Here is an 18,887-nt window from a genome sequence, read left to right on the forward strand (position 1 = left end):
TGCGCCGGGATCGCCGTGACACGCCACGCCAGTGATTAGTCTCGATGAGTCATATTGTTGACTTCCCGCTCCCAGACTAATAATTAACTGTCTGCCTGGGGAGGCGCGAAACATGCAATCAAGATTCGTTATTGTCCCTGCCGTGCCAGTGGAAGGTGATTCTTTCCGCATCGGTAACCGGTTCTATGCCGCTACCACTTCGGGCGGCTTCGATATCTACGACAACCAGGAAAAACAGCGGCTCAAACGGGGCTATATCAACAAGTCCGAAGCGGCGGCAGCGTGCACGTTGATGAACGCCGAATCACGCAACCCAAAAGAGCTGTTTCCCATCCTGCGTACAGACTGATTCGCTATCCGACCTGATCATGGCCGCGTCGAGCGGCCAGCGCGGCCGTGCGCCTGAAATCAGCCACTGCCCCATTACAGGATTAAATTTCCTTCACCTTGCGCCCTTTAGTCATAAGGCATTCGACAGCGTTTGGGCCATACTCCACAATGCAGCGGTTTAGGGGGAAAACCCTTGCACAGCCAACGACATACCAACTTTTAGTGAGCCTCAACGTGAAAACATCCCTGTCTATCCTCAGCCTGCTGCTGTTGCTCACAGGAACCGCGACCCTTCCGTCGACCGCTGCTGCACAACCCCCGGCCCAGGTTCAACGCGACCCGTCCAAGCTGCACCTGGCTTCAGGCAGCGCCTTGCTGATCGACCTGAACACCAACCAGGAGCTGTACGCCAGCCATGCCGACCGCGTGGTGCCGATTGCCTCGGTGACCAAGCTGATGACAGCGATGGTGGTGCTGGATGCCAAACTGCCCATGGATGAGATGCTCACCATGACCATTGCCAACAACCCGGAAATGAAAGGCGTGTATTCGCGCGTGCGCCTGGGCAGCCAGCTTGACCGCCGCGAAACCCTGCTGATTACCCTGATGTCGTCGGAAAACCGTGCCGCCAACTCCCTGGCCAACGCCTACCCAGGTGGCTACCCGGCGTTCATCAAGGCGATGAATGCCAAGGCCCGCAGCCTGGGCATGGCACATACCCGGTATGTCGAGCCGACTGGCCTGTCGACGCAGAACGTGTCCACCGCCCGTGACCTGGCCAAGCTGCTGATGGCCTCGCGCAAGTACCCGATGCTGAGCGAGCTGTCGACCACGCGCGAAAAAACCGTGGCCTTCCGCAAGCCCAACTACACACTGGGCTTCCGTAACACCGACCACCTGGTGAACAAGAGCAACTGGGACATCAAGCTGACCAAGACCGGCTTCACCAACGAAGCCGGGCACTGCCTGGTGCTGCTGACCCGCATGGACAACCGCCCGGTGGCCATGGTCATTCTGGATGCGTTCGGCAAGTACACCCACTTCGCCGATGCCAGCCGCATGCGTCAGTGGCTGGAAACCGGTGCCGCCAAGCCAGCGCCAGCAGTGGCCATGCAGTACAAGGCGGACCGGCAGAACAAGGGGCGCCTGGTTTCCGAGTAAACCCAAACGGTCTCGCTGGGGCCTTTGCGGGCCCCAGTCGCATCAGGCCTGCGTATTGACCATCCCCCCTGCACTGCTGCCACCTGACGTCTGCAGCGCTTCGAGCAACTGCGCGGTTGCCTGCAGGATTTCCCCATTGATGGTCGCGATGCTCGCCTGCTTGGCACTCACAGCGGCCATCTTGGCTGTTTCTTCCATCTTCTGCGCCATCAGCTGGGCCAGTTGTTTCTGTTCGTCGGCCAATTGCTTTTGCAGCTTCTTGATCATCTCGCGCAATTGCTTGATGTGCGCAGGCTCCGAGCTTTCGCTGCTGCCCTGGGCACCTTGGGCCTGGCCGCCACTGTTCGTCCTGGAGGCGTCAGCCTGAGCGACTGTTCCACCCTCTTCAGCCTTTTGCGCGTCCTGGCTGTCGGCCGTCTGAGCCGTGCTCAACGCCTGGGCCGTGGTGCTGATGCTGACTGCTGCAATACCTGTCATGTCTGTCTCCCTGCGTTGCAGAATGGGTCCTTGCATGGTTCTGCCTATCGGCCGCAGAGCGCAGGTCTTTAGCCCGTGTAGCAGTGGGTCGGCCGCGCGCCAGTAAATTCCCCATCGTTTGGCTCGTTCCACCCAATGTACAAACGCTAGCGCCGGCCCCTCCCGGCGGCGTCCACATTCGACCATTATGGAACCGCAGCCATGAGCCAGTCTGCAAACCCGGAAACTATCAAGGACCTGATCGGCGTGGGCTTCGGCCCTTCCAACCTGGCCCTGGCCATCGCCCTGGAAGAACTCGCCGAGTCCCAGGGCCATGCCCTCGATGCGCAGTTCATCGACAAGCAACAGGACTACCGCTGGCACGGCGAAACCCTGGCCACCCAGAGTGAGCTGCAGATCTCGTTCCTCAAGGACCTGGTGTCGCTGCGCAACCCCACCAGCCCCTACAGTTTCGTCAACTACCTGCACCAGAAGCAGCGCCTGGCCGACTTCATCAACCTCGGCACCTTCTACCCCTGCCGCCTGGAGTACAACGACTACCTGCGCTGGGCCGCCGAACACTTCGCCACCCAGGCCGTGTATGGCCAGGAAGTGCTGCGTATCGAACCGGAACTGCAGGATGGCCGGGTAAACAACCTGCGGGTGATCGCACGTGATGCACAGGGCCGCGAATACAGCCGCCGCACCCGCTCGGTGGTGGTCGGCAGCGGCGGCACGCCGAAAATTCCGGAAAAGTTTGGCGCCTTCAAGGATGACCCACGGGTGTTCCACCACTCCCAATACCTGAGCAGCCTGAACAAGCTGCCGTGCGCCGACGGCAAACCGATGCGCATCGCCGTGATCGGCTCGGGCCAGAGCGCCGCCGAGGCGTTTATCGACTTGAACGACAGCTACCCGACCGTCAAGGTCGACATGGTCCTGCGCGGTTCGGCCCTCAAGCCGGCCGACGACAGCCCGTTCGTCAACGAGATTTTCTCGCCGGACTACACCGACCTGGTCTACAACGAACCCGCCGACCAGCGCAGCAAGTTGCTGGGCGAGTACCACAACACCAACTATTCAGTGGTCGACCTCAACCTGATCGAACGCATCTACGGCATCCTCTACCGGCAGAAAGTCGCCCACCAGCACCGCCACAACGTGCTGTGCCGGCGCCAGGTGGAGGCCGTGGTGGCCACGCGCGAAGGCCTGGAGCTGACCCTGCGCGACCTCGCTACCGGCCAGCAGCAAACCCACCGCTACGACGCCGTGATCCTTGCCACCGGCTACGAGCGCCGCTCGCACCGTGACCTGCTGGCGCCATTGGCCGGTTACCTGGACGACTTCAGCGTCGACCGCAACTACCGCGTGCTGGCCAGCCCCGACCTGCAGGCCTCGGTGTACTTGCAAGGCTTCTGCGAAAACAGCCACGGCCTGAGTGACACCCTGCTCTCGGTACTGCCGGCCCGTGCTGCAGAAATTGGCCGCGCCCTGTATCAGGACCTGGCGCAATTGCATGGCAAAGCGCAACCCGCTGCGGCCCTGACCCGCGCCTGACCCCTGTGTTATGCACCCTCAAGGCCGGCCTGTCGCCTCGCGCGCAGGTCGGCCTTGAGCTTTCTGAAACATTTGCTTGCATTTAAATCGGCAGGTTTTCAATTCTCATTCGTCCTTATCAGTACAGCCCTCTTTGGTTGGGCACACGCTCGACCACCCATTGCAGAAGACCGTCTGATGGCCAAATCACCGAAAAAATCCAAATCCAGGCTGTGGTTCCTGGTCCACAGCTGGCTCGCCTTGCCGATCTGGTTCTTTGTGCTGATCGTGTGCTTCACCGGCATGCTCGCCGTGGTCAGCCAGGAAATCGTCTGGCTGGCCAACCCGGATGTACGCGCGAGCAAGCCCGACGGTGATGCCGAGCGCCTGAGCTTCCAACAGGTACTGGACGCCATGCGCAAAGCCGAGCCAGACATGTTCGTGGAGTCGCTCAGGCAGCCCGACGGCTCGCACTTTGCCCTGCTGGCCGATGTCACGTACCCCGACGGCACCAGCCCGACGCTGTACGTCAACCCCTACACCGGCGTCATCCAGGGCAAGTCCCCTGACTTCAACTTCGAAGCCTTTACCCGTGCCCTGCACGGCTGGTGGCTGGTGCCGTTCACCAACGGCTTCAGCTGGGGCTGGTACCTGGTTTCGCTTCTCGGCCTGCCCATGCTGGCCTCTCTGGTCACCGGGCTGGTGGTGTACAAGAAGTTCTGGAAAGGCTTCTTCAAACCGGTGCGCACCGGGCATGGCTCACGTATTTTCTGGGGCGACCTGCATCGCCTGGCGGGGGTGTGGTCGATCTGGTTCATCGCGGTCATTTCCATCACCGGCACCTGGTTCCTGATCCAGGCGCTGCTTTCGGACAACCACATCACCATTTCCAGCCGGCCTATCGTGCCGGTGATCGCCCGTGAAGATGTGCCGCAAACGCCGGATGGCACCCCTGCCCCGCGCATTGACCTCGATGAGGCGGCACGTATCGCCGGCCTGGCGATCCCAGGCCTGGACATTACCTTCATTTCGTTGCCGGCGACCGCCTACAGCCACGTTTCCATGGGCGGGCGCGGGTGGTATCCACTGATGTTCCAGAGCGCAGCGGTCAACCCATACACAAGCAACGTCGACAGCCAGTTCCTGCTCAGCGACCGCTCCACGCTGGAGTTCGTCACCGAGTCCATGCGCCCCTTGCACACCGGTGACTTTGGCGGTTTGCCCATCAAGCTGATCTGGTTCTTCTTCGGCCTGATACTCACCTTGATGGTGCTCAGCGGCTTGCTGATCTGGACCAAGCGTACCGCCCAGGCCACCGCAGCCGCCCTCAAGCGCAGCGACCGCGCTCCCCGTGCCGCACGCAGCCAGACCACACTGGAGACCCAACCATGAGCCACGCCCAGGCCGTGCCCGCCAGCCCGCTGAAGCAGTGGTGGCTGAAGTGGCGCTTTCATCTGAACATCCTGCTGATCCTCGTCCCGCTGGGCTTCATGCCCAAGTATTTCAGCGACGCCAAGCTGTTTCGTGGCGACGCAGGCCTGGGGGCGAACGTGGTCAGCGGCATCCAGGCCGGCCCTTACACGCTGGACTTGGCTGAATTGCGTGACGAAGCACCACGCGAAGACGGCCCCGCAGGCCACTTCAAGTCCTTCAGCGCGTCCCTGTGCAAAGCCTGCATGAAAGACGTCAAGGCTGTTTACCTGCGCATCGGCAAACCGCGCAGCCTGCGCGCTGCCGGCACCATCTTCTTTGGCGCCCCCTACCGCATGGGCACCAACCTGCCCATCCCACCGCGTACCAAACCCGACGCGCAAATCTGGATCACCCTGGAAGGTTGGGACGGCAGCATGCACCAGGCATCCGTCCCCCTGGCCAAGGCATCGCCTGCCACCGTGGCCTGGCTCGAGAAACAAGGAGGCAAGAAATGAAACACCTGATGCGCACCCTCGCCCTGCCCTTGCTGGTACTGGCCGCTGGCCCTGCCCTGGCGCACAACCCGATGTGCGAATGCGAAGAACTGGCCAGCGGCCAGGTCAAATGCACCGGTGGTTTCTCGGACGGCAGCGGTGCCGCCGGGGTGACCCTGGACGTGATCGGCTATGACGAGCAAGTACTGGTCGGCGGCAAGCTGGGCGACGACTCCACGCTCACCTTCAAGCGCCCGGAAGGCGAATTCTACGTGCTGTTCGATGCCGGCCCCGGGCACGTGGTGGAAGTCGACTACGCCGATATCGCACAGCCATGAGCCGCGCTCAAGTGATTCGCCCGGCCGGCGCCGGGCACGAAACCCTGTACGTGCTGCTGGCCAGCCTGCTGATCGTGGTGCTCGCCGCCAGTGTGGTGCTGTTGCGTGGCGAGCGCGAAGACGAACAGGCCATCGCCAGCCACCAGATTGACGCCCGCCGCGACCTCACCGCTGCCGAGCAAGGCCTGTACACCGACCTGCGGGTGGCCTTCGACGAGATCCAGCTGCTGCGTGAAGAAAACGCCGCCGTGCCGAGCGTGCAGGCACTGGCCGAAGAAGGCCTGCCGCCATTCGTGGTGGATGCTGGCAGCCAGAGCCGTGGCAGTCATCAGTGGTCGTGGCTGGAGTCCGGCGCCTACCTGGGCCGCAGTCAGGCCCCCGAAGTCGCCGGCAGCCTGCTGCTGATCCTGCCGGCGGACAGCACCGGCCAGGCCGATGTCTGGTTGCGCCGCGACAGCGCTGCCGTCATCCCGGACGATCTCGGCCAGGCGGCCTTGATCGCTGCAGGTTGGCAACAGGTGGTCAGCCACTACGACGCCGGGGTTACCCGCGAACACCGTCACTGAACCCAAGGACTCCCGCCCATGTTCCGCTCCGCCCTCGCCCTGCTCCTGGCCTTTGCCCTGCCGGCACTGGCCCTGGCCGATAACGGCAAGCCGCTGCGTATTGGCATCACCCTGCACCCCTACTACAGCTATGTGACCAACATCGTCGGCGACAAGGCCGAAGTGGTGCCGCTGATTCCGGCGGGCTTCAACCCGCATGCCTACGAGCCACGGGCCGAGGACATCAAGCGTATCGGCACGCTGGACGTGGTGGTGCTCAACGGCGTCGGCCATGACGACTTCGCCGACCGCATGATCGCCGCCAGCGAAAAACCCGACATCGCGACCATCGAGGCCAACCAGAACGTACCGTTGCTGGCGGCCACGGGCATTGCAGCGCGCGGCGCCGGCAAGGTGGTCAACCCGCACACCTTCCTGTCGATCAGCACCACCATCGCCCAGGTCAACAACATCGCCCGCGAACTGGGCAAGCTCGACCCGGACAACGCCAAGTTGTACACGCAAAACGCCCGTGCCTACGCCAAGCGCCTGCGCGCCCTGCGTGCCGAGGCGCTGGCCAAGGTAACCGAAGCACCCAGCGCCACCTTCCGGGTTGCCACCATCCATGCCGCCTACGACTACCTGGTGCGCGACTTCGGCCTGGAGGTGACCGCCGTGGTCGAACCGGCCCACGGCATCGAGCCCAGCCCGGCCCAGCTGAAAAAGACCATCGACCAGCTCAAAGCCCTGGATGTGAAGGTGATCTTCTCGGAAATGGACTTCCCGTCCGCCTATGTCGAAACCATCCAGCGTGAATCCGGCGTACGCCTGTACCCGCTGACGCACATTTCCTACGGTGAATACACCAAAGAGAAATACGAAGTGGAGATGAAGCGCAACCTCGACACCGTGGTGCGGGCCATTCAGGAGAACCGCGCATGACCGCCGCCGCCAACCTGGTGACAGCCAGTGGGCCACGCATCGAGTTCGCCGACATCGACCTGACGCTGGGCCGCACACGCATCCTCGAACACGTCAGCTTTGGCGTTGCGGCTGGCAGCGTGCATGCCATCGTCGGCCCCAACGGCGGTGGCAAGAGTTCGCTGATCAAGACCCTGCTCGGGCAAATGCCACACCAGGGCCAACTGACCCTGCATTGGCCGGGTGAGCGCGAGGTGATCGGTTATGTGCCACAAGCGCTGGAGTTCGACCGTGGATTGCCAATGACCGTAGATGACTTCATGGCTGCCATGTGCCAGCGGCGCCCGGCTTTTCTCGGCTTGTCGCGCCGTGTGCAGCCGGCCATCGATGCGGCCTTGGCGCGGGTCGGCATGCTCGACAAGCGCAAACGGCGCATGGGCGCATTGTCTGGCGGCGAACGCCAGCGCGTGCTGTTGGCCCAGGGCCTGATCCCCGAGCCGCAGTTGCTGGTACTGGACGAGCCCATGTCGGCCCTCGATGAAGCCGGTATCCAGGTGTTCGAGCAGTTACTGCAGGGCTGGCGCCAGGCCGGCACCACGGTGCTGTGGATCGAACACGACCTGGAGGCCGTGCTGCGTCTGGCCGACCGGGTCACTGGCCTGAGCCGCCAGGTGCTGTTCGATGCCCCACCGGCCCAGGCCCTCACACCAGAGCGCCTGCTTGGCCTGTTCTCTGTTCACCCGCGTAGCGAGAGCCTTGCCTCATGAGTTTTGAAGCATTTCGCCAACTGGTCCAGGACTGGGCCACGGCTGGTTACTTGCCTGAGGCACTGGCCTACGGCTTCGTGGTCAATGCCTTGCTGGCAGGCCTGATGATTGGCCCGGTACTGGGCGGCCTGGGCACCCTGGTGGTGGTCAAGCGCTTTGCGTTCTTCTCCGAGGCCGTGGGCCATGCCGCACTGACCGGCGTAGCCATCGGCATCCTGCTCGGTGAGCCCTACACCGGCCCTTATGGCAGCCTGTTCGGCTACTGCCTGCTGTTCGGCATCTTGCTCAACTTCCTGCGTAACCGCACCGGGCTGTCGCCGGACACACTGATCGGCGTGTTCCTGTCGGTGTCGCTAGCACTGGGCGCCAGCCTGCTGCTGATGCTGGCCGGCAAGATCAACGTGCACATCCTCGAGAACGTGCTGTTCGGCTCGGTGCTGACCGTCAGCGGCCAGGACCTGGTGGTGCTGGGTATCGTCGCGGTACTGGTGCTGGCCCTGGCCGTGCCGCTGTACAACCGCATCATGCTGGCCAGTTTCAACCCGCAACTGGCAGCCGTACGCGGGGTGGCGGTGAAAACCCTGGACTACCTGTTCGTGGTGCTGGTAACCCTGGTAACCGTGGCCGCCGTGAAGGTGATCGGCGCCATCCTGGTCGGTGCACTGCTGGTCATCCCCGCAGCAGCTGCACGCCTGGTCAGCCAGTCGCTCAAGGGGTTCTTCTTCGTCTCGGTACTGATCGCCACCTTGAGCACCCTGCTCGGCATCCTGCTGCCGATCGTCTTCGACCTGCCCGTGCCGTCGGGCGCCGCGATCATCCTGGTCGCCGGCATCTGCTTTGCCCTGGCCGCCCTGGCCCGCGCCCTCGTACCACGCCTGCAAGGAAACCCGGCATGAACCTGAAACGCCTGACGCTGGCGCTGGCCTTGGCCGGCCTGCCATCGCTGTCTTTTGCCACACAAGTGCTGACCACCCTGCCCATCACCCATAGCCTGGCCAGCGCCCTGCTTGACGGCACGGCGGTGCAACTCAAACGTGCGGCACCGGCCAACCTGCCGGCCAGCCGCCAGCCGTCGTATTTCAGCTCGCGCGGTGGCCCCAGCCTGGAAAAAGCCGCACAGCAGGCCGATGCGGTGATCGGTGTACGCTCGATTTGGCGTGACGACCCGCTGTACCCGATGGCCCGGCGCAGCAACATCCGCATCGTCGAAATCGATGCCGCACGGCCGGTGGATGGCGCGCTGCCCGGCATTGCGGTCACGGGTGACGATGCCTATGGCGCCTATCCGTGGCTCAACCCGACCAACCTCGGGCGTATGGCCGATGTAGTGGCCAATGATCTGGAGCGGCTGGCACCGGACGACAAGGCGAAGATCCAGGGCAACCTGGCAGGGCTCAAGCGTCAGTTGCTGGAGCTTTCGGCCAGCAGCCAGACACGCCTGGCCAAGGTCGATAACCTGACGGTGGTGAGCTTGTCCGAGCGGTTGGGTTACCTGGCCAGCGGCTTGAACCTGGATGTGGTGGAGCAGCCGCTGCCAACCGAATGGGACGCTGCCGCGCTCAAGGCGCTGGGGGAGAACCTGAAAGCGCAGGATGTGGCACTGGTGCTGGACCATCGGCAACCGGACGCGGCGGTGGTCGAGGTGATCAAGGCGGCCGGGGCGAAACTGGTGGTGGTGGAGAGTGACCCTGAGGATGCGTTTGCCGGGTTGAAGGCCAGTGTCGACCGGGTGGTTGGGGCACTGGGCGAGAGCTGATGCCGCCTGTGCTGGCCTCTTCGCGGCTAAAGCCGCCCCCACAGAGACCGCGCCGCGTTATGGCCCGGTGAAATTCCTGTGGGAGCGGCTTTAGCCGCGAAGAGGCCGGTACAGCCAATACCCAGCTAGCGCTTCATGCACCGCTGGTAGCGCTCATCAACCCGCCCGGCAAACCACGCCGTAGTCAGCTTGCGAGTGATCTTCGGGCTCTTCAGCTCGATCCCCGGCAACACCGCCCGTGGCACCGGCTTGCCAGCCTTGGCATCTGCCAAGGCAAACACCCCGCTGTACAGCTTGCTGTCCTCGAACGCCAAACTGTCGCCCTCCTCCAGCTGGCTGCGAATCTGCGGGTTACGCAGCCCCAGCTTCACTCCCAGCTTGCGCGCAGCCAGTTCAGTGCTCCCTGGCATGATCGCCCCCGGCGCAATAAGGTCGCCATCCAAGGCCAGCGTCACGCCAGTCGCCTTGCTCAGTGCCGCCTGGAAGGCCGCGTTGCGGCTGGCGTACCAACCGGCGTTGAAGTCGGCAAAGCGGTAAAGCTGGCGCTCGTAGTTGACCGGGTAGCCCAACAGGTGGGCAATACCGAAGTACATGCCGCCGCGCCGGCTGAATACCTCCTGGCGAATGCTGCCATCGTGGCTGTAGGGGTATCCCTGCGCATGCTTTTCGGCAAAGTCGATGCTGACTTGCATCGGCCCGCCGGTGTGCACCGGGTTGAGCCCGTCCAGCAAGGTCTTGCCCAGTGGCACGCGGGCTATCACTTCGTCGTACAACGCGCTCAACTGCTTCTCGCTGCGCACCGCCTGCAAGCGCTGCTGATAGCTTTGGCCGTTGCCCGAAGGCGTCTTCAGCGCACCGTCAACCAACAGCCTGGGGATATGCAGACGTGCCGCACGGCGGTCGATTTCCTCGCGGGCGATACGCCCCAGGTTGGGTACCTGCGGGTCGGCGCTGAAAGTGGATTCCTGTTCAGTCACGGCCAGCACCGCGCACAGGTTGCTTTTGCTTGGGGTAATGCGCTGGGTTTCGAACGCCACCTGAATGTCCCTGGCCCAGCCCTCGCGGTCTTTGGTCTGGGCTGGCAATAGCCGCAACAGTTGCGCACGGACCTTGGCCGGGTCCGCCTCGGGCGTTTCCGCACGGTGCCCGACGCAGCCTTGCAGCAGCGCCAGGGCCATCAACCCGACGGCCAGTAACCGGCCGTTCAGGGCTGTTCACCGACCAGCAGTACGGCCTTGTGTAGATTGATCAGCATTGTCTGCCCCTTGCCTGGAAAAAGGCCTAGCCTCCCCCAGGCAAGCGGCAACGTCAATCAGGCGGACAGCCGAAGCGGCTGCAGTGATGCGGTCAACGCGTCGAGCACGGGGTCTTCGTGCTCATGGATGAAGAAGTGGCCACCCGGGAACATCTGCAGCGAGAAGTCACCCAGGGTTTCCTTGCGCCAGGCCTGCAACTGCTCTTCGCTGGCCCGGTCGTCCACGCCGCCCAGTACGTGCAGCGGGCACTGCAGGGCCGGCCGCTGACGGTAGGCGTAAGTGCCACAGAGCAGAAAATCCGCGCGCAAGGTCGGCAAGGTCAGGCTCATCAGCTCGGCGTTGGCCAGCACTTCTTCAGGCGTGCCCTGAAGCTCGCGCAACTCGCTGATCAGCTCGGCGTCGCTTTTGGGCTCGCGCCAGTCCTTGCCATCGTAATCCTCGCGCCGGGTCGGCGCTGCGGTACCGCAGGCAAACAATGCCAGTGGCGACGGGCAGCCCAGCGCCTGCAGTTCATGGGCCAGCTCGAAGGCCAGCAACGCCCCCAGGCTATGGCCGAGCAACGCATAGGGCCCATTGGCCGCCAGGCGTTGCTCGGCGGCCAGTTGCCGGGCCAGCGCCTGCATGTCGGTGTGCAACGGCTCGGCCATGCGTGCGCCACGCCCGGGCAGCTCTACCGGGCGCACCTGCAGCCACGCCGGCAGCTTGCGCCGCCAGCGGCTGTAAACCATGGCGCTGGCCCCGGAATACGGCAGGCACAGCAGGTTCAGTGCGATCACTGGGCGGCGGCTTCGGCCATTTTCTGGCGCAGGCTCAGTGGGCGCATGTCGGTCCAGACCTCATCGATGTAGGCCAGGCATTCCTTCTTCAGGCCGCTCTTGCCCACGGCACGCCAGCCGTTGGGGATGGCCTTGTAGTCGGGCCAGATCGAGTATTGCTCTTCGTGGTTGACCACTACCTGGAACTGGATATCGTCGCGGTCGAAAACGGAAGTCATTGCCTGTCTCCTTGAATGATGAATGCCGCTATGCGCGTGGCGCAGGGGGGCTTTCAAGTAGACGTAACCGGCCGCCGAAAAATTAACGTTTCAGGCATCACGCAACAGGTCGTGCGCATCGAGCAACCGGAACGCCACCTGCGGATTACGCTCCAGCCCGCGCCGGATTGCCGCCGGGATCGATTGCCGGGTCCTGCGGCACAATCCTGGCTGGTCATCCAGCTCGATGACAATGCCGCGCATGGTGCGCACTTCGTTGAACCCGGGGGCGATGTGCACGCGGATGCCGAGATTGTCGTACATCCGTTGCTGCAGGCGCTGCAGGTCCTCCAGGTCCTTGAGGTTTTCCAGGCGTTCGAGCAGGCGTTTCTCTTCCTGACGGGTCAGTAGCAGGATGCGCTGTGCGGCCTGCGGATGCTCGCCCAGATGTTCGCGGCCGCAGTCGCAGGCACCAGGGGGGCATGGTTGGCGCAAGGGGGGTGGTGTGGTCATGGTGCAAGCATAGACCTACAAAGCGCCCTCAAAAAACTTTCCTGCCAGGATAAAAAATTTCACAAACCTCTAGACCGCCACCCCTCACTTCGCCTATAAATCGCCAAAAGGAAATTTATATTCCTACCAAGAAACACCCCTTCGCCTTATCGCGAAGCCTCTTTTGCCCTTGTGCCCGACCTGCCCCACTCCCTCACGAGGCCTATCCGACATGCACCCCGCTCCCGATCACTTCATCCTGCGCGTCAGTTGCCCGGCCGTGTCCGGCATCGTCGCCGCGGTGACCACTTACCTGGCCGAGCACGGTTGCTACATCAGCGAGATGGCGCAGTTCGACGACGAGGACAATGGGCGCTTTTTCATGCGCGCAGTGTTCCGCTACAACACCGGCACCACGGGCGACACACCGCAACTGGAGGCGGGCTTTGCCGACGTGGCCCAACGCTTCGACATGCAGTGGAGCCTGCACAGCAGCGCCCGGCCGATGCGCGTGCTGCTGATGGTGAGCAAGTTCGACCACTGCCTGTCCGACCTGCTGTACCGGCATGCCAAGGGCGAGCTCGACATGCAGATCACCGCCGTGGTGTCCAACCACCTGGACCTGCGCCCCATGGCCGAGCGCCAGGGCATCCGCTTCGTCTACCTGCCCGTCACCAAGGAAACCAAGGCCGAACAGGAAGCCGCACTGTTGCGCATCGTCGAAGACACCGGCACCGAACTGGTGGTGCTGGCGCGCTACATGCAGATCCTCTCCGACGACCTTTGCCGCCAGCTGTCGGGCCGGGCGATCAACATCCATCACTCGTTCCTGCCCGGTTTCAAAGGCGCCAAGCCCTACCACCAGGCCTACCAGCGCGGGGTCAAGCTGATCGGCGCCACCGCCCACTACGTGACCAGCGACCTGGACGAAGGCCCGATCATCGAGCAGGAAGTGCAGCGTGTGGACCACGCCTACACCCCGGACGACCTGGTGGCCATCGGCCGCGACACCGAAACCATTGCCCTGTCCCGCGCTGTGAAGTACCACCTTGAGCACCGGGTGTTCCTTAACCACGACCGCACGGTGATTTTCAAATGAACACCATCCCCAGCGTCAAGCTGATCGACGGCAAGGCCACCGCCGCGCGTGTACTGGCCGAGGTGCGCGAGCAGGTGCAGGAGCTGCGTCAGGGCGGCGTGCAACCGGGCTTGGCCGTGGTGCTGGTGGGCGCCGATGCCGCCAGCCAGGTGTACGTGCGCAATAAAGTGCTGCGCGCCGACGAAGTGGGCATCCGCTCGCTGGAGCATCGCCTGCCCGCCGACACCACCCAGGGCGAACTACTGACCCTGATCGACCGCCTGAACCGCGATACCGAGGTGAACGGCATCCTCGTGCAACTGCCGCTGCCCGCGCACATCGACACGCACCGCGTACTGCAGGCCATTAACCCGCTGAAGGACGTGGACGGCTTCCACAGCGAAAACGTCGGCGGCCTGGCCCAAGGCCGCGATGTGCTCACCCCATGTACACCCAGCGGCTGCATGCGACTGTTGCGTGACGCCTGTGGCGAACTGCGCGGCAAGCACGCGGTGGTGGTGGGCCGCTCGAACATCGTCGGCAAACCCATGGCTGCCCTGCTGCTGCAGGCCGACTGCACAGTGACGGTGGTGCATTCGCGCAGCCACGACCTGCCGGCGCTGTGCCGCCAGGCCGACATTCTGGTGGCAGCCGTAGGCAAACCGCGCCTGATCGGTGCCGACTGGTTGAAACCCGGCGCGGTGGTGATCGACGTCGGCATCAACCGCATCGATGAAGGCGGCCACAGCCGCCTGGTCGGCGATGTCGACTTCGCAGCCGCCCTGCCCCAGGTGGCCGGCATTACCCCGGTGCCCGGCGGCGTCGGCCCGATGACCATCGCCTATCTGATGAAAAACACCCTGCTCGCCCTCGACCTGCAGCAACAGGCCGCCCACCAGGAGCGCACCGCATGCCTTTCGCCCTGCTGAAATACGGCCTGAGCGCCGACTACCCGGTGGAGGTCGACCTGCCGCCACCGTGCGAACTCAAACCGCGCTATGACGTGGTGATCATCGGCGGCGGCGGCCACGGCCTGGCCATCGCCTACTACCTGGCCAGGTATCACGGCATCACCAATGTCGCCGTGCTGGAAAAGGCCTACCTGGGCGGCGGCAATACCGCACGCAACACGGCGGTAATCCGCTCCAACTACCTCACCAGCGAGGGCGTGCGCTTTTATGCAGAATCGGTGCGCATGTTCCAGAACCTGTCGAACGAGTTCGACTTCAACATCATGTATTCCGAGCGCGGCCAGCTCACCCTAGCGCACACCGACGCTACCGTGCGCGCCTTCCGCCAGCGCGCCGAGGTCAACAAGCACTTCGGTGGCCGTACCGAAATGATCGACCGCCAACAGATTCGTGAACTGGTGCCCAGCCTCAACCTCGACCCCGGTCACCTCCCGGTGCTGGCTGGCCTGTGGCACATCGACGGCGCCACTGCACGCCACGACGCGGTGGCCTGGGGCTATGCCAAGCAGGCGGCCAAGCGGGGCGTGGAAATCCATCAACTGACCGAGGTGCAGGACCTGCTGATTCGCAATGGCCGCATCGAAGCGGTGAAGACCAACCGTGGCACCGTGCAGTGCGGCTGCGTGGTCCAGGCCGTGGCCGGTGCCAGTTCGGTGCTGATGGCCAAGGCCGGCATCCGTGCGCCGATCCACACCTACCCGTTGCAAGCCATGGTCACCCAGCCGTTCAAACCGTTTCTCGACCCGCTGGTCAGTTCGTCGGCGCTGCATTGTTATGTACAGCAGACCAGCCGGGGCGAAATCGTCTTTGGCGGCGGCTCCGACCCTTATCCGCTGTACAACACCCGCTCCACCCTCGACCTCAAGGAAAGCCTGCTGGCCCACGCCATCGAGATGTTCCCGTTCATGGCCAACGCCAAGCTGATGCGCCAGTGGGCCGGGATGACCGACATGACCCCGGACTACAGCCCGATCATGGGCCTGTCGCCGGTCGACAACTACTACCTGGACGCCGGTTGGGGCACCTGGGGTTTCAAGGCCACGCCCATCTGCGGCAAGACCATGGCCGAGCTGGTCGCCAGCGGCGGCACAGTACCCGAAATGATCGCGCCCTTCGCCCTGGAGCGCTTCAGCCGCTTCCAGCAAGTGAACGAAATGGGCGCCACGGCGGCCAGCCACTAGGAGCACACGACGATGAAGATCCTGACCTGCCCCTTGAACGGCCCGCGCAACATCAGCGAGTTCACCTACGGCGGCGAGTTCAAGCACATGCCCGACCCGGCCAGTTGCAGCGATGCCGAGTGGGCCGACTATGTGTTCAACAGCGACAACCTGGCCGGGGTGGTGACCGAGTGGTGGCTGCACAACGCTTCCAGCTACTGGTTCCTGGCCGAGCGTCACACGGTTAGCGACCAGATACTGCGCACCTTCGACCCGAAAGCACTGTTCGACCGCCGCGTCGACTTCACCCCCGCCGCCACCCCGGAGATTGCCGGATGAACAGCCACACTCGCCTCCCCGCACCCATGGGCCTGCTGATCGACCGCGAGCGGCCCGTGCGCTTCCAGTTCGACGGCCAGGCCTGCGAGGGCTTTGCCGGTGACACCATTGCCAGCGCCCTGCTCGGCAATGGCCGCTGGCTGCTGTCGCGCTCGTTCAAATACCATCGCCCACGCGGCCCGCTGAGCATGGCCGGGCAGGATGCCAACACCCTGGTGCAGTTGCCCGACGAACCCAACGTGCTGGCCGACCTGGAGGCTGCCCGCGACGGGCAGGTGGTCGAAGGGCAGAACTTCAACGGCAGCCTGCAGCATGACCGCGACGCCTACCTGGGCAAGTTCTCGCGCTTCATGCCGGTGGGCTTCTACTACCGCTCGTTCTACAAGCCCAAGGGTATGTGGAAAGTGTGGGAGCCGCTGATCCGCAAGAAAGCCGGCCTGGGTGTACTCGACCTTGGCTTCAAGCCGCAGTATTACGACAAGGCCTACCTGTTCGTTGACGTGGCCGTTATCGGCGCCGGCCCTGCTGGCCTGCGTGCGGCCCTGGACGCAGCCAATGCCGGGGCCAAAGTGCTGCTGATCGAACAACAACCGGTGCTGGGCGGCTCGCTCACCTACGCCCGCTTCGACATCGCCGGCACCCGCGCCGCCAGCCTGCGCCAGGAACTGCTGGCCGCCGTCGAGGGCCACCCGAACATCCAGGTGTTGCTGGAGGCCACCTGCAACGGCTGGTTCACCGACAACTACCTGCCGGTAATCCAGCACAAGCGGCTGTACAAGGTGCGCGCCACCCGTTGCCTGGTGGCCGCCGGCTCGTTCGACCAGCCGGTGGTGTTTCGCAACAACGACCTGCCGGGCGTGATGCTGACCAGTGCTGCCCAGCGGCTGATGAAGCTGTACGCGGTCAAGCCGGGCCAGCGCGCGGTCATCCTCACCGGCCACGATGACGGCTACCTCGCCGCCCTCGATCTGCAGGAGCAAGGCGTGGCCGTAGCCGCCGTGGTCGACATGCGCGCCGCGCCGGCCGATGCCGCACTGGCTGCCGAGCTGAAGCGCCGCGATATCCCCGTGCACCTGGGCAGCACCGTGTATGAAGCCCTGCATGAAGCGGGCATGCGCCACGTCAGTGGCGTGGACATTCGCCCGATCACTGGCCAGGGCAAGGTCGGCCCGCACGGGCTGCGCCTGGCGTGCGACCTGCTGTGCATGTCGGCGGGCTACATGCCGGTGTACCAGTTGCTGTGCCAGGCCGGTGGCAAGCTGGCCTATGACGTCAACCGCGACGAATTCGCCATCAGCCATTTGCCGGCCGGGCTGGATATCGCAGGCTCGGTAAACGGCCGTCACGCGCTGGCCAACGTGCTGGCCGATGCCACGCGCGGGGCCGCCGACGCGGCAACTGCATTGGGCCTGCAAGCACCGGCGCAGTCGGTGTTCACCGCCGAAGCCAAGGTCAATTTCCCTTGGCCGATTTTCCCCCACCCCAAAGGCAAGGATTTCGTCGACTTCGACGAAGACCTGCAAGTGCGCGACATCGTCAACGCTACCCGCAGCGGCTACCGTGACGTGCAACTGGTCAAGCGTTTTTCCACGGTCGGCATGGGCCCTTCCCAGGGCCGCCACTCGGCGCTGCCCACGGCGCGCCTGGTGGCCCAGGCCACCGGCCGCAGCATCAGCGAGACCGGAGTGACTACCGCCCGACCACCGTTCCAGGCAGAAAAACTGGCACACGTCGCCGGCCGCGCCTTCGACCCCTATCGGCAAACGCCCATGCACCGCCGTCACCTGCAAGCCGGGGCGAAAATGATGCCTGCCGGTATCTGGCAGCGCCCGGCCTATTACGGCAAACCCGAAGACCGCGAGCGCTGCATGCAGGAAGAAGCCCGCCATGTGCGCGAGAAGGTCGGCCTGATCGACGTGTCCACCCTGGGTGGCCTGGACGTACGTGGCCCGGACGCCGCCGAGCTGCTGGAGCGCCTGTACACCTTCGGCTTTGCCAAGCTGCCCATCGGTCGCACCCGCTACGCGCTGATGACCAACGAACACGGTGTGGTGATCGACGATGGCGTTTGTGCGCGCCTGGGCGAGCAGCACTTCTATGTCACCGCCACCACCAGCGGCGTCGACCGCATCTACCAACAGATGCTGAAGTGGAATGCGCAGTGGCGCCTGGACGTGGACATCACCAACGTCACCGCCGCCCTGGCTGCCGTCAACCTGGCCGGGCCGCTGTCGCGCCAGGTGCTGGCCAAGGTGTGTGACGATGTCGCGCTGTCGGCCGAGGCCTTCCCGTACCTGGGCGTACGGCAGGGCAAGGTGGCCGGCATCCCGGCGCGCATCCTGCGGGTCGGTTTCGTCGGTGAGCTGGGCTATGAAGTGCATGTGCCGGCGCGCCATGCCGAGCGCCTGTGGGACGCCCTGATGCAGGCCGGCGCGGGCCTGGGCATTCGCCCGTTCGGCGTCGAGACCCAACGCCTGCTGCGCCTGGAAAAAGGCCATGTGATCATCAGCCAGGACACCGACGGCATGACCCACCCCGCAGAGATCGACATGCAGTGGGCCATTGGCCGCAAGAAGCCATTCTTCGTCGGCAAGCGCTCTATCGAAATCCTCGAAGCACAGCCGCTCAAGCGCAAGCTGGTCGGCTTCACCCTGCCCAAAGGCAGCCCACAGCCGCTGGAGGGGCACCTGGTGCTGGACGGGCCGGACATCAGCGGCAACGTCACCTCCTGCGAATACTCGCAAACCCTGGGGCAGATCATCGGCCTGGCCTATGCCGGCGCCCACCAGGCCACCCCCGGCATGCACATCCCGATCCGCGTGGAGGGCGGCGCGATGGTGCAGGCCAAGGTGGTGCAACTGCCGTTCCACGACCCCGACAACCTGCGCCAGGAGCTCTGAA

The 18,887-nt window shown here is 64.1% G+C and carries 21 protein-coding genes; 16 read left to right on the top strand and 5 right to left on the bottom strand.

All coding sequences use genetic code 11. The features are described 5' to 3' along the window. Positions 1 to 112 precede the first annotated feature (112 nt). Positions 113 to 349 carry an Arm DNA-binding domain-containing protein gene (locus QQ992_RS16085; protein WP_105948396.1) on the top strand — a complete coding sequence of 79 codons (237 nt, stop codon included), beginning with the start codon at positions 113 to 115 and terminating at the stop codon, positions 347 to 349. Positions 350 to 564: 215 nt separating this feature from the next. Continuing rightward, positions 565 to 1,491, top strand: coding sequence for a D-alanyl-D-alanine endopeptidase (gene pbpG / locus QQ992_RS16090; protein WP_025752676.1), 927 nt, complete (start codon positions 565 to 567; stop codon positions 1,489 to 1,491). Positions 1,492 to 1,533: 42 nt separating this feature from the next. On the opposite strand, the gene QQ992_RS16095 is transcribed toward pbpG, so the two are convergent. Further along, on the bottom strand, positions 1,534 to 1,968 hold the full coding sequence (locus QQ992_RS16095) for a hypothetical protein (protein WP_286110263.1): 435 nt from the start codon (positions 1,966 to 1,968) through the stop codon (positions 1,534 to 1,536). A gap of 201 nt (positions 1,969 to 2,169) precedes the next feature. Between QQ992_RS16095 and QQ992_RS16100 the strand changes: the two genes are divergently transcribed. The 9 genes from QQ992_RS16100 (at position 2,170) to QQ992_RS16140 (ending at position 9,717) form a co-directional block, all read left to right on the top strand. Then, complete coding sequence (locus QQ992_RS16100) at positions 2,170 to 3,504, top strand: lysine N(6)-hydroxylase/L-ornithine N(5)-oxygenase family protein (RefSeq protein WP_286110264.1); 1,335 nt, start codon at positions 2,170 to 2,172, stop codon at positions 3,502 to 3,504. A 177-nt stretch (positions 3,505 to 3,681) separates the two neighbouring features. Then, positions 3,682 to 4,875: a PepSY-associated TM helix domain-containing protein gene (locus QQ992_RS16105; RefSeq protein WP_105948328.1), complete on the top strand. Its 1,194-nt coding sequence runs from the start codon at positions 3,682 to 3,684 to the stop codon at positions 4,873 to 4,875. Further along, entirely contained in the window at positions 4,872 to 5,411 is a 540-nt protein-coding gene (locus tag QQ992_RS16110) for a hypothetical protein (protein ID WP_016711148.1), read from the top strand. The genes QQ992_RS16105 and QQ992_RS16110 overlap by 4 nt, the downstream gene beginning before the upstream one ends. Further along, positions 5,408 to 5,728, top strand: a complete 321-nt coding sequence (locus QQ992_RS16115; protein WP_016711149.1) for a hypothetical protein — start codon at positions 5,408 to 5,410, stop codon at positions 5,726 to 5,728. The genes QQ992_RS16110 and QQ992_RS16115 overlap by 4 nt, the downstream gene beginning before the upstream one ends. Further along, on the top strand, positions 5,725 to 6,294 hold the full coding sequence (locus tag QQ992_RS16120; protein WP_119370506.1) for a DUF6162 family protein: 570 nt from the start codon (positions 5,725 to 5,727) through the stop codon (positions 6,292 to 6,294). The genes QQ992_RS16115 and QQ992_RS16120 overlap by 4 nt, the downstream gene beginning before the upstream one ends. Before the next feature lie 18 nt (positions 6,295 to 6,312). Further along, entirely contained in the window at positions 6,313 to 7,215 is a 903-nt protein-coding gene (locus QQ992_RS16125; protein WP_119370507.1) for a metal ABC transporter substrate-binding protein, read from the top strand. Next, positions 7,212 to 7,961, top strand: a complete 750-nt coding sequence (locus QQ992_RS16130; protein ID WP_286110265.1) for a metal ABC transporter ATP-binding protein — start codon at positions 7,212 to 7,214, stop codon at positions 7,959 to 7,961. Before QQ992_RS16125 ends, QQ992_RS16130 begins: the two co-directional genes overlap by 4 nt. Further along, positions 7,958 to 8,857, top strand: a complete 900-nt coding sequence (locus QQ992_RS16135) for a metal ABC transporter permease (protein ID WP_016711153.1) — start codon at positions 7,958 to 7,960, stop codon at positions 8,855 to 8,857. The genes QQ992_RS16130 and QQ992_RS16135 overlap by 4 nt, the downstream gene beginning before the upstream one ends. Continuing rightward, positions 8,854 to 9,717 (top strand): metal ABC transporter substrate-binding protein, encoded by an 864-nt coding sequence (locus QQ992_RS16140; RefSeq protein WP_286110266.1) that lies wholly within the window; start codon positions 8,854 to 8,856, stop codon positions 9,715 to 9,717. The genes QQ992_RS16135 and QQ992_RS16140 overlap by 4 nt, the downstream gene beginning before the upstream one ends. 125 nt (positions 9,718 to 9,842) lie before the next feature. On the opposite strand, the gene QQ992_RS16145 is transcribed toward QQ992_RS16140, so the two are convergent. The 4 genes from QQ992_RS16145 to QQ992_RS16160 form a co-directional block, all read right to left on the bottom strand. Continuing rightward, on the bottom strand, positions 9,843 to 10,895 hold the full coding sequence (locus QQ992_RS16145; protein WP_286110267.1) for a DUF1615 domain-containing protein: 1,053 nt from the start codon (positions 10,893 to 10,895) through the stop codon (positions 9,843 to 9,845). A gap of 134 nt (positions 10,896 to 11,029) precedes the next feature. Then, entirely contained in the window at positions 11,030 to 11,749 is a 720-nt protein-coding gene (locus QQ992_RS16150) for a thioesterase II family protein (protein WP_286110268.1), read from the bottom strand. Then, positions 11,746 to 11,967: an MbtH family protein gene (locus QQ992_RS16155; RefSeq protein ID WP_016711157.1), complete on the bottom strand. Its 222-nt coding sequence runs from the start codon at positions 11,965 to 11,967 to the stop codon at positions 11,746 to 11,748. Before QQ992_RS16155 ends, QQ992_RS16150 begins: the two co-directional genes overlap by 4 nt. Before the next feature lie 90 nt (positions 11,968 to 12,057). After that, positions 12,058 to 12,459, bottom strand: coding sequence for a hypothetical protein (locus QQ992_RS16160; RefSeq protein ID WP_016711158.1), 402 nt, complete (start codon positions 12,457 to 12,459; stop codon positions 12,058 to 12,060). Between the two features lie 211 nt (positions 12,460 to 12,670). Here QQ992_RS16160 and purU point away from each other — a divergent pair, with 211 nt between their 5' ends. From purU to QQ992_RS16185, 5 genes are read left to right on the top strand one after another with little or no spacing between them, the layout of a single operon-like run. Then, positions 12,671 to 13,537, top strand: coding sequence for a formyltetrahydrofolate deformylase (purU, locus tag QQ992_RS16165; protein ID WP_286110269.1), 867 nt, complete (start codon positions 12,671 to 12,673; stop codon positions 13,535 to 13,537). Further along, positions 13,534 to 14,445, top strand: coding sequence for a bifunctional methylenetetrahydrofolate dehydrogenase/methenyltetrahydrofolate cyclohydrolase FolD (folD, locus tag QQ992_RS16170; protein ID WP_286110270.1), 912 nt, complete (start codon positions 13,534 to 13,536; stop codon positions 14,443 to 14,445). The genes purU and folD overlap by 4 nt, the downstream gene beginning before the upstream one ends. Continuing rightward, entirely contained in the window at positions 14,427 to 15,668 is a 1,242-nt protein-coding gene (locus QQ992_RS16175) for an FAD-dependent oxidoreductase (protein WP_286110271.1), read from the top strand. The genes folD and QQ992_RS16175 overlap by 19 nt, the downstream gene beginning before the upstream one ends. A gap of 12 nt (positions 15,669 to 15,680) precedes the next feature. After that, positions 15,681 to 15,986, top strand: a complete 306-nt coding sequence (locus QQ992_RS16180; protein ID WP_119370515.1) for a sarcosine oxidase subunit delta — start codon at positions 15,681 to 15,683, stop codon at positions 15,984 to 15,986. Further along, positions 15,983 to 18,886, top strand: a complete 2,904-nt coding sequence (locus QQ992_RS16185) for a 2Fe-2S iron-sulfur cluster-binding protein (RefSeq protein ID WP_286110272.1) — start codon at positions 15,983 to 15,985, stop codon at positions 18,884 to 18,886. The genes QQ992_RS16180 and QQ992_RS16185 overlap by 4 nt, the downstream gene beginning before the upstream one ends. The last annotated feature ends 1 nt before the right edge of the window (position 18,887 follow it).

The organism is Pseudomonas kurunegalensis (assembly GCF_030291635.1).
GTDB classification, from domain to species: domain Bacteria; phylum Pseudomonadota; class Gammaproteobacteria; order Pseudomonadales; family Pseudomonadaceae; genus Aquipseudomonas; species Aquipseudomonas monteilii.